This window comes from Ahrensia kielensis DSM 5890, assembly GCF_000374465.1.
Classification (GTDB): domain Bacteria; phylum Pseudomonadota; class Alphaproteobacteria; order Rhizobiales; family Rhizobiaceae; genus Ahrensia; species Ahrensia kielensis.
Window position 1 is genome coordinate 1 of record NZ_KB894540.1, and the last position, 9,100, is coordinate 9,100.

Here is a 9,100-nt window from a genome sequence, read left to right on the forward strand (position 1 = left end):
GATATTGTCACCAAGTGGAAAACAGCTGGCGATAGCGTTTTGGGTGCAAAACTATTGGCAAATCCAGAGCCTGAAAACCTATTGATTGTGGGCGCTGGAACCGTTGGCGATAATCTTATTGATGCTTACCGCGCCATTTTTCCATCGATCAAAAATGTATCGATTTGGAACCGCACATTTAAAAACGCCGAAAAACTAGCCGCGAAAAAAGATGCCCATGCCGTTGAAAATTTGGCAGAAGCATGTGGGCAAAACGATATCGTGTCAGCGGCAACCTATTGCCTTGAACCGCTCATGAAGGGCGAATGGATTAAGCCTGGAACTCATGTCGATCTCATTGGCGCATTTAAAGCGGATATGCGCGAGGCCGATGATGCCTTGTTGCAAAAGGCACGAATTTTTGTGGACAGCTTTGAAACGACAGTCGAGCATATTGGTGAATTGATAATACCGCTTGCGTCGGGCGCTATTGAGCGCAGTGCCGTGCTCGGTGATTTCTATGATCTGGTAACAAGCAGCGTCGGGCGGCAATCTAAAGATGAGATCACCGTTTTCAAAAATGGCGGCGGCGCGCATCTTGATCTGATGGTCGCAGACCGAATTTGGAAAGCAATGAATTAAGTTGGTATTGGTCTGGCTAGCTTATCAATATGGTTCTGTATCGGGCTTAAATTTGCTGCGCAATAATCAACAAAAATGCTTTTGTTGCATTTTGATGAAACGAATATTTGATTCAGGGCTATTTAATATTCCTCCAATTGTTGGCGATGGTGATACCAGCTTACAACCAATGTTATTATTGGTGTCCATCGTGGAAGGGAAACGATTATGAGCCTTAAAATATCGAGACGCAGTGTTTTAACTGCAGGTGCCGCAATTTCTGCGACACTTGCGGCGCCATCTATTTTGAGGGCTGCAAGTCATGGCAAGCTTGCAGGCAAAGAAATACGTATTTTGACATGGTCAGACAATACCGGTTTGGCTGTGCTTGAGAATATTGCAAAACCATTTGAAGAATTGACAGGTGCGCGGGTTATAGCAGACCGCACAGGTTCAACTTCAGAGATGGTTGCCAAGCTACGCGCTGCTGGGGATCGTCCACAATATGACATCATCACGTTGGCTGGTGTCGGTGCGGTGGAACTTGCCGGTGACGGTTTGCTCGCAAAACCTGATCTAAACAAATTGCCGAACTTGGAAGATGTGGATCCACGCTTCCGTACTGGCGCTGATGGATTTGGTATTGGTTATCTGCTTTGGACGGGCGGACTGATATATAACACCAAGACATTTAAAGAACCGCCTAAGTCATACGCTGAAATGTGGGATGCAGCTTACAAGAACCGTTTGTTCTTGCCGCCAGCAACATGGACCGATGCGCTTGATACAATTTTCGCTACGGATATATTTCTTGGCGGTGATGGCACGAATTCAGAAGCAGCATTCGCAAAACTTGCCGAACTACGCGACAGTGTTTTGACTTTTGGTGAAAACCCAGCTCAGCTTTCTGAACTCTTCCGTTCTGATGCGCTTGATATTGGTGGTGTTTATGCGCCGGCCTTTTATGCCAAAGAACTAGCCGACCCGGCCAATTCCAATATGGGCGCGACCTATGACGTTGATGAAGGCTTTTTTGCCGATCTGATGTACACGATCATGCCGAAATCAAAGCCGGGCGATGACGATGCTGTTCATGCGTTCCTAGATTTCACGCTTGATGCTAAAGTGCAGGGCGTGATGGCGGAAGCAGTGCTGAATGGGCCTGTCAACCAAAAGGCTGTCATGTCGGAAGCTGCAAAAGCGAGCCCCTTCATTATCAAGCCTGAGCAAATGGGTGAAAAAGCGATCATCCATGACAAAGCTTTCATTGCTGAAGTCCGTGAAACATGGATCCAAAAATATACGACAACATTGTCGTAAAATTTAAACTACAACAGGCCCTGAAATCGTGAGCATCATATTGTGAGTATTGCATTATCTCGAAACCGTATGCTGGCTTTCTCCCTGCCAGCGCTAATTGCGATACTTCCTTTTCTCGGGGCCTGTTTTTACATATTCCGGTTTTCTATTTCCGGAGATAAAGCATCTATCGACGGCTATTCCATTAAAGCTTATCTAGATTTGATGACGCCATTTTTTGGCCGCTCCGTCTGGGTCACGATTAAGTTGGCTTTCATCGCGACAATTGCTGCGATGTTGATGGCTGTGCCCTTGGCCTTTCTTCTCACTTCGCTCAAAAGCCCGCTCGCAAGGCGCATCCTGACGGTTACGATACTTCTACCTTTGATCTTGAACCTTCTGGTTCAAGCCTATGGTTGGATTTTGTTGCTTGGACCTAGCGGTGTTCTTAACTCTGCATTGCGGGGCATGGGCATTATTGAACGCCCTATCTTCCTTCTTTTCAATGAGACAGGTGTACTGCTGGGGCTTATTCAAACGTCATTGCCGTTGGCAGTCTTCCCTATTGTCAGTTCGGTGCGGGGTCTGTCACAAGAACATTTGGAAGCGGCAAGCTCTTTAGGGGCTAGCCAATGGCGCATATTTTTTGATGTGACTGTTCCTTTATTGCGCCCAGGAATTGTTGGTGCAGCATCTATTGTTTTTGCTTTTAATGCCAGCGCATTTGCAATTCCACTTTTGCTGGGCGGCAGACGAGTTCAGATGTTAGGCGTTGCCATTCGTGACATGATTTCCCCCATGTTTAACTGGTCCGGTGCGGCAGCGGCAGGAATGATTTTGATTTCATTGACGCTGTTGATCTTGGTGTTCTCATCATGGCTCGTGCGGGTTACTTCAGAAAGGACAAGAGGCTGATATGCGGGTCGGTTTACTTCCAAATGAAGGCGGCGGCACATACCGCTTCACCATGCTTTTTCTGGCAACGATTGGTATTTTGATTTCATCTTTACCGGTGATAGTCGTGACGATCATGTCATTTTCAGCGTCGGATAATACGGGCTTTCCGCCAACAGAATTTTCTCTGCGTTGGTACGCTGATGTTATTGCGTTGTTCGTTAATGAAGATACTTCAAGCGCACAGTCGGTCGTGGATTCCACACTGACAAGCATTCTTGTGGCGGTGATTGTTATGGTCATTTCGACATTGGTTTGCATTCCTTTGGCCTATGCACTTGTGCGCGGCCAACGTAAAATCCGTGAGGGAATGGAACTGCTGTTCACTCTGCCGCTGGTTTTTCCATTGGTTATTTTAGGTATTGCATTTTTGCTGATTGCTGAAAGCCTGCGTGTGGAGATCGGTATTTGGCGCATTGTTATTCCACATCTTGCACTTGTTCTACCTTTCGTGCTGCGCAACTGCATTGGCGCGATGAACGGTATTAGCATTGAGTTAGAAGAGGCCGCGATTTCGCTTGGCGCTTCACCGCTCAGAGCGATTTGGGATGTTGTCATTCCTTTGATGCGGGCCGGTATTCTGGCCGGGCTTATTTTCGCGCTCATCATTAGTTTCAACGAATTTACTATCACTTTCTTTATGTACACGATTGATGTCAGCACATTGCCAATCTGGATGTATAGCCGGACGGTTTCTTCGCTTGACCCTTCTACTTTGGCCCTTTCGGTCTTCATTATCGTTGCCGATATCGTGTTGATTATGCTTGTCGATAAGCTGATCGCTGGCCGTGCTAATCTCTTTTAAAAAAGGCTAAACTCGTGAGCGTACAAGATCTCCACCTTCATATTGATAGTGTGTCCAAGAATTTTGGCGGCGTACAAGCGCTTACAAATGTGGACTTGAAAATCGAGCGAGGCTCATTCGTCTGTTTGCTCGGACCATCGGGCTGCGGCAAAACTACATTGCTGCGCATCATTGCGGGATTTGAAAATGTTGATTCTGGCCGCCTCATGCTGGACGACAATGACATTTCCATGATGCCACCACATAAGCGGGGGTTCGGGATGGTGTTTCAATCGCTGGCCTTGTTTCCGCATATGAGTGTTGCACAAAATATTGCCTATGGTTTGAAGCTACGCGGTGTTTCTGCTAGCGCGCAGCGTGACCGCGTTGATGAATTGCTTCATGTGATTGAGCTTCCCAACATTGCTGACCGGCCTGTGTCTGCACTGTCTGGTGGGCAGCGTCAGCGTGTTGCGATTGCACGGGCTTTGGCTATTCAGCCGCCGCTATTTTTATTAGACGAACCATTATCTGCGCTTGATGCAAAGCTGCGCGATAATATGCAGATTGAACTGCGTCAGCTGCAGCAAAAATTTGGCGTGACGACTATTTTAGTGACGCACGATCAGCATGAAGCAATGATGCTGGCAGATGAGTTGGTTGTGATGAAAAATGGTAAAGTCTTCCAGTCTGCGCCGCCATCTACGGTTTATCAACGTCCTGCCGATAGTTTCGTAGCGGATTTCCTTGGCGCGGCAAATATTGTTTCTGCAAAAGTTAGCAGCAAGGGACAGATTGAGTTGCTGGATAGGAATTTTGATGTTGCAGTCGATCATCCTGTTGGCACAAATATCAATGTCGCCATGCGTGCTGAGCACATCAAATTGACTGCAGAAGATCAGGCAAAAGGCAATCCGATTGGCACTGTGGAGTTTATCCGCGATCTTGGCCCATCAACCGAATTGGTAATCAAAGTCAGTGATGAGCGCCTGCGTGTGCGCAGCGATAATGCGACGATGTCAGAATTGAAGTTATCGCAAAAGGTGGGTGTTGTTATCGACAGCAACACTTTGTCGATATTCCGCGCATAAATTGGCGTAAAGCTAATCAATAGATAAGGGCGGGCTTGTTTTGAATAACAACCCGCCCTTAATTTTAAGTGTCGTTAAATTACGCTTTTGCAGCGATGATCATAACTTCAACAATATAATCCGATGTTACCAAGCGCGATTCGATACAGGCGCGTGCTGGTGTGTTTTTTGGATCAACCCACGCATCCCAAACAGCGTTCATACCGGCAACATCACCCATATTCGCCATCCAGATAGTTGCAGATAGAATATGTGATTTACTGCTGCCGACTGCTTCTAAAAGGCGATCAACATTGGCTAGCATGTCTTTGGTTTGCGCTGTGATATCCGCACCTTCACCGACTTGGCCTGCAAGATAAATTGTATCGCCATGTGTTACGGTTTGGCTCATACGGCTGCCAATTTCAGTACGTGTTATGCTCATTGTCATATTCTCACTTTGAATTTCTAAATGGTGTGAATTGCATTAGGCTCAAAATCTCGAATAGCATTTGAGCGCCGTTTTGTGCAGTGTTTGTTGTTGGGTCATAGGCAGGAGCTACCTCGACCACATCGCCGCCCACTAGATTGGCACCTTTCATGCCGCGAATGAGGGCCATTGCCTCTCGTGTTGTCAGTCCGCCCACTTCAGGTGTGCCGGTGCCAGGTGCAAATGAAGGGTCGAGACTGTCAATATCAAATGATAGATAGGTCGGCCCGTCGCCGATCACATCGCGAGCACGTTTAATAACTTCGTCTATGCCAATATTTGAAATATCAGCCGCTTCAATTACGGTCATGCCGGACATTTCGGAAAATTCCCAAATGTATTTAGCCCCGCCGCGAATGCCGATTTGGATCGTGCGCTCCGGATCGAGCACGCCATCAAGAACCGCATTTCTGAACGGTCCGCCATGGTGGAACTTTTCACCTTCATAGGAGCCGCCCGTATCACAGTGGGCATCAATATGAATCATGCCAACGGGCGCTTTTGCGCCAACTGCTTTTAGAATTGGGTGACTAATTGAATGATCGCCGCCAACCGCGAGTGGAATGACGCCTTCTGCAATTATTTTGGCAACGAATGCCTCGATGTCGGCATGGCTTTGGGCCAAGTCGAAACGGCTAAGCAAAGGTACATCGCCGATGTCAGCGACAGCCATTTCGTGGATGGGCGCACATTCCAGTGCGTCATTGTATGGGCCAACGCGCTCTATAGAGCGTAGTGCACGCGGTCCGAACCGTGCGCCGTTTCGGTTGGTCACTCCTAAATCCATAGGCACGCCGAACAATGCGACATCCAGATCGTTGATGTCTAATTGCTCATTACCGATGCTACGATGCGGGGCATCAAGCAGGGTAGGGATCCCCGAATAGGGCGCAGCACGGCGGCCACCCTCTGAGAATATCTTGTCGGCGATGCGGCGAAAATTCGGATCATGCATCTCACCTCCTGTCGCGTCGGAGAATTTTTTGCGCATTAAAGCGAGTTTTTCAGCAGACCAAGTCACAAGGCACCTCCCAGTTTAATGCCCTTCATTTAAACCGTGATTAAGCGTGTATAAAGTTGAACAATTGGAAGTTCTGTTTCATAAGAATGCAACAATGATAATTTGAGGAAATATCTGCGATGTCACGAAGGAAAAAAGCTTTTTCGGGGAAAGTAAGTGACGTCGATCTTCGTTTAATGCGGGTGTTCAAAGCGGTCATTGAAAGCGGAGGCTTGTCTGCGGCGCAAACCGAATTAGGCGTTGGGCGCTCGACCATTTCACGCCAGATTTCAGACTTGGAAACACGGCTTGGTTTAAGGCTTTGTCATCGCGGTCGAAGCGGTTTTGTTTTGACGCAACCTGGCAAGCAGGTGCTCACCTATATTGATCAACTTTTGAAGTCTGCAGAAGATTTCACATCAAATATTGCCAGCATAAGTGACCGAATGGTCGGAAAATTGCATATTGGAATGATTGATTACACTGTATCGGATGCTAAAAATCCGCTGGTTTCTGCTATTCGCAAATTTCAAGTTATGGCCCCGGGTGTGACTGTTGATCTAATGACTGGTTCGCCTAATGAGGTCGAGCGAGGGATCATCGACGGCAATCTGCATTTGGGTATTATTCCCGATTATCAACGCCACCCGAGTATACAATATCATCGACTTTATGACGAAGATGTTGGCCTTTATTGTGGCGGAGATCACCCATTGGTTAAGTCTGTTAAAGATGGCGTTGATCTGAAAGAGCAGGAGGTTTGCAAGCATAAGCTGGTCTATCGTGGTTATTATGAAAGCGAGCGACTGCGCCAACGTAAGCAAAAATTCCCATTAGGCAGCACGGTTTATCAAACAGAATCCGTTTTAGCACTTGTGCGAAGCGGCGTTTATTTAGGGTATTTTCCTAAACATTGCGAAAATTTAATACGCGGCGCTTTTTATGAACTTCTGCCGGAAGTGTTTGGTTATTCTACGCCAATTTGTGCGATCTGGCGCGGTGATAGAAGGCATTCTCATATCATGCAAGACTTTTTGGAATTGCTGCAGCATGAGCAAACATCCTAGACAGTATTGCTAAGCTTGTTCGCCATCAAAGCCTAATAGGCTGATTTATACGGGAGTATTTCCGGCTCATTATTACCGTCATGGAGTAAATTATGAGGCACAAAATCGAGCGACAGAACGAAACCGACATGTGTTTTACGATTAACGAACAGCGCTCTGCGCGGAGTGCCAAAACCGTCACCAATTGCTAATGTTATGAATGGGTTTTTGGGAGCTGAAAGTTAGGCCGTTTATATGTTCGTCATCAAGGATATATGGACAGGTAGTAGCTTAATTCAAGCGAGAATTTGGCTCATCTGTCGGTTCTTATTATGCGGCCTGCTTGCGGTATTGCAAGCGCCGCTGGTTGATGGTGTTTTGCTTGGTCCTTTCCGTTGGCTGGCAAGCGTTTGGAACAATCGCTGAGAAGCTCTTAGCTGTAGAATTTGTTCGCCGCGGCCGAAGTAGACATCCGCCGGCGTTAGATTTTGTAAGCCCTCGTGATATCGGTAGTGATTGTAATAATCTATAAACTTGTCAATTTGCTGTTTCAGGCCACTAAGTAAGAAGTAATTTTCCAGTGGAATCTGGTTCTTCAATGTTTGGTGCCAACGTTCAATTTTGCCTTGTGTCTGCGGGTGATATGGCGCCCCGCGAACGTGATCCATTCCCTTGCTATCGAGCCATTCGGCCAACTCAGCTGCAATCGGGCACTTGGTATTAGCAGCTCGCTTTTCTATCAACTCGTGAAATATGGGGAGATCAAAATTGCAAAAATTGGAAGACGGTCGGTAGTGCGATCGCAAGAGCTTGAACGTTATCTCAACTCGTTAGAAGTCGGTGGAAATTAGTGCCATGAAGCTTAACCGAAAGGACTCGTATATATTTTGAAATAGGAAATGGGGCTTATTCAGACACAAGTGCTTTTTTGAAATGCTGAGCAACTAATGAGTTGAGTTGGAGAGGGGGTAAATCGGCATGTATGAAAAATAGCAGTCCGCTTTGCAAATACCGAATAAGCGGATTGGTTTCGCCTTCTGATCTTAAAGGTAACCCCAGTTCTGGACCAGCATATTTAGCCCAAATTTTTGTGAGGTTTTCTAAAAACCGCATCGTGGGTTCATCTGTTTTTCTGACCTTGGCGGCATCTATCTCTTGAATGTGCAATACGTCATCTAGTGGCGCCCAGTTAAACAAGTCGCCGCTATCTATTACATTCGTAATATCTTCGAACTGAACCATTATATTCCACTCAACTGCACATTACTCATATTTTTTAAATTAGCTTGTCACTTGGAAAAAAAGCAGTCTTGGGTTGGACTATGCACGAATTTTATTTTGGGGTAACAGAAAATATGAAGATGGTGAAAAGCTAATTGATTGAAATTGCTTGAGAACTGGTGCTGTCGAAGAGATTTGAACTCTCGACCTCTCCCTTACCAAGGGAGTGACCTAGCGTTTTTCTACGTCCCTGACGGTGTTGCGCTATCTAGAATTGTATATTATATTCAGTTACTTAATTTCCTTTGTTGTATGCTGACGTTCATCGGTGTGTTTGTGAATACAGCGGTTTCTGTTACCCCACTGTTACCCAGAAATGAGGCTGGACATGAAGAAGCGGCTAACTGAACTTTCTATCCAGCGCTTATCTGTAAATGCAGGTGAAAGATACGATGTCTTCGATACATTGACGCCTGGATTGGTGCTCAGAGTCGGATCCAAAGGCCGCAAGTCGTGGTCTCTTATGTACAGAATTGCCGGTCGTGGTGAGGATGGTATGCGGGGCAAATTGCAGCGCCTGACACTAGGCCAGTACCCTATCGTTAAGTTGGAAGAGGCCCGTGAAAAAGCACGGAT

Annotated in this window: 10 protein-coding genes and 1 pseudogene; 7 read left to right on the plus strand and 4 right to left on the minus strand. The window is 46.6% G+C overall.

What is annotated here, in order from left to right:
* The 5 genes from C504_RS0116815 to C504_RS0116835 form a co-directional block, all read left to right on the plus strand.
* The coding region (locus C504_RS0116815) for a Gfo/Idh/MocA family oxidoreductase (protein ID WP_018690516.1) at positions 1-621 on the plus strand (621 nt) is incomplete at its 5' end.
* Positions 622-828: 207 nt separating this feature from the next.
* A complete protein-coding gene (locus C504_RS0116820) occupies positions 829-1,920 on the plus strand; it encodes an ABC transporter substrate-binding protein (RefSeq protein WP_018690530.1) in 1,092 nt (363 codons plus the stop codon).
* A gap of 42 nt (positions 1,921-1,962) precedes the next feature.
* Positions 1,963-2,814 carry an ABC transporter permease gene (locus tag C504_RS0116825; RefSeq protein WP_211097990.1) on the plus strand — a complete coding sequence of 284 codons (852 nt, stop codon included), beginning with the start codon at positions 1,963-1,965 and terminating at the stop codon, positions 2,812-2,814.
* Between the two features lies 1 nt (position 2,815).
* Positions 2,816-3,658: an ABC transporter permease gene (locus C504_RS0116830; protein WP_018690532.1), complete on the plus strand. Its 843-nt coding sequence runs from the start codon at positions 2,816-2,818 to the stop codon at positions 3,656-3,658.
* 14 nt (positions 3,659-3,672) lie between these two features.
* Positions 3,673-4,728 (plus strand): ABC transporter ATP-binding protein, encoded by a 1,056-nt coding sequence (locus tag C504_RS0116835; RefSeq protein ID WP_041951815.1) that lies wholly within the window; start codon positions 3,673-3,675, stop codon positions 4,726-4,728.
* A gap of 79 nt (positions 4,729-4,807) precedes the next feature.
* Here C504_RS0116835 and C504_RS0116840 read toward each other — a convergent pair whose 3' ends face one another.
* Together C504_RS0116840 and speB are read right to left on the minus strand one after the other, a co-directional pair.
* Complete coding sequence (locus C504_RS0116840) at positions 4,808-5,152, minus strand: RidA family protein (RefSeq protein WP_018690534.1); 345 nt, start codon at positions 5,150-5,152, stop codon at positions 4,808-4,810.
* 10 nt (positions 5,153-5,162) lie between these two features.
* Entirely contained in the window at positions 5,163-6,218 is a 1,056-nt protein-coding gene (gene speB / locus C504_RS0116845) for an agmatinase (RefSeq protein WP_018690535.1), read from the minus strand.
* Positions 6,219-6,337: 119 nt separating this feature from the next.
* Here speB and C504_RS18465 point away from each other — a divergent pair, with 119 nt between their 5' ends.
* Positions 6,338-7,264 carry a LysR family transcriptional regulator gene (locus C504_RS18465; protein ID WP_083923223.1) on the plus strand — a complete coding sequence of 309 codons (927 nt, stop codon included), beginning with the start codon at positions 6,338-6,340 and terminating at the stop codon, positions 7,262-7,264.
* 309 nt (positions 7,265-7,573) lie between these two features.
* On the opposite strand, the pseudogene C504_RS18200 reads toward C504_RS18465, so the two are convergent.
* Positions 7,574-7,950 (minus strand): annotated as a pseudogene (locus C504_RS18200) (integrase core domain-containing protein); the annotation flags it as partial.
* A gap of 199 nt (positions 7,951-8,149) precedes the next feature.
* On the minus strand, positions 8,150-8,485 hold the full coding sequence (locus C504_RS0116860) for a hypothetical protein (protein WP_018690537.1): 336 nt from the start codon (positions 8,483-8,485) through the stop codon (positions 8,150-8,152).
* Positions 8,486-8,852: 367 nt separating this feature from the next.
* Between C504_RS0116860 and C504_RS0116870 the strand changes: the two genes are divergently transcribed.
* Positions 8,853-9,100, plus strand: a 248-nt coding sequence (locus tag C504_RS0116870) for an Arm DNA-binding domain-containing protein (protein WP_026317607.1), incomplete at its 3' end; no start/stop codon positions are given.

Excerpts from the sequence above, each read along its gene's own strand:
- C504_RS0116820 (WP_018690530.1), top strand. The coding sequence starts at position 829 with ATGAGCCTTAAAATATCGAGACGCAGTGTTTTAACTGCAGGTGCCGCA.
- C504_RS0116830 (WP_018690532.1), top strand. The coding sequence starts at position 2,816 with ATGCGGGTCGGTTTACTTCCAAATGAAGGCGGCGGCACATACCGCTTC.
- C504_RS0116840 (WP_018690534.1), bottom strand. The coding sequence starts at position 5,152 with ATGAGCATAACACGTACTGAAATTGGCAGCCGTATGAGCCAAACCGTA.
- C504_RS18465 (WP_083923223.1), top strand. The coding sequence starts at position 6,338 with ATGTCACGAAGGAAAAAAGCTTTTTCGGGGAAAGTAAGTGACGTCGAT.
- C504_RS0116860 (WP_018690537.1), bottom strand. The coding sequence starts at position 8,485 with ATGGTTCAGTTCGAAGATATTACGAATGTAATAGATAGCGGCGACTTG.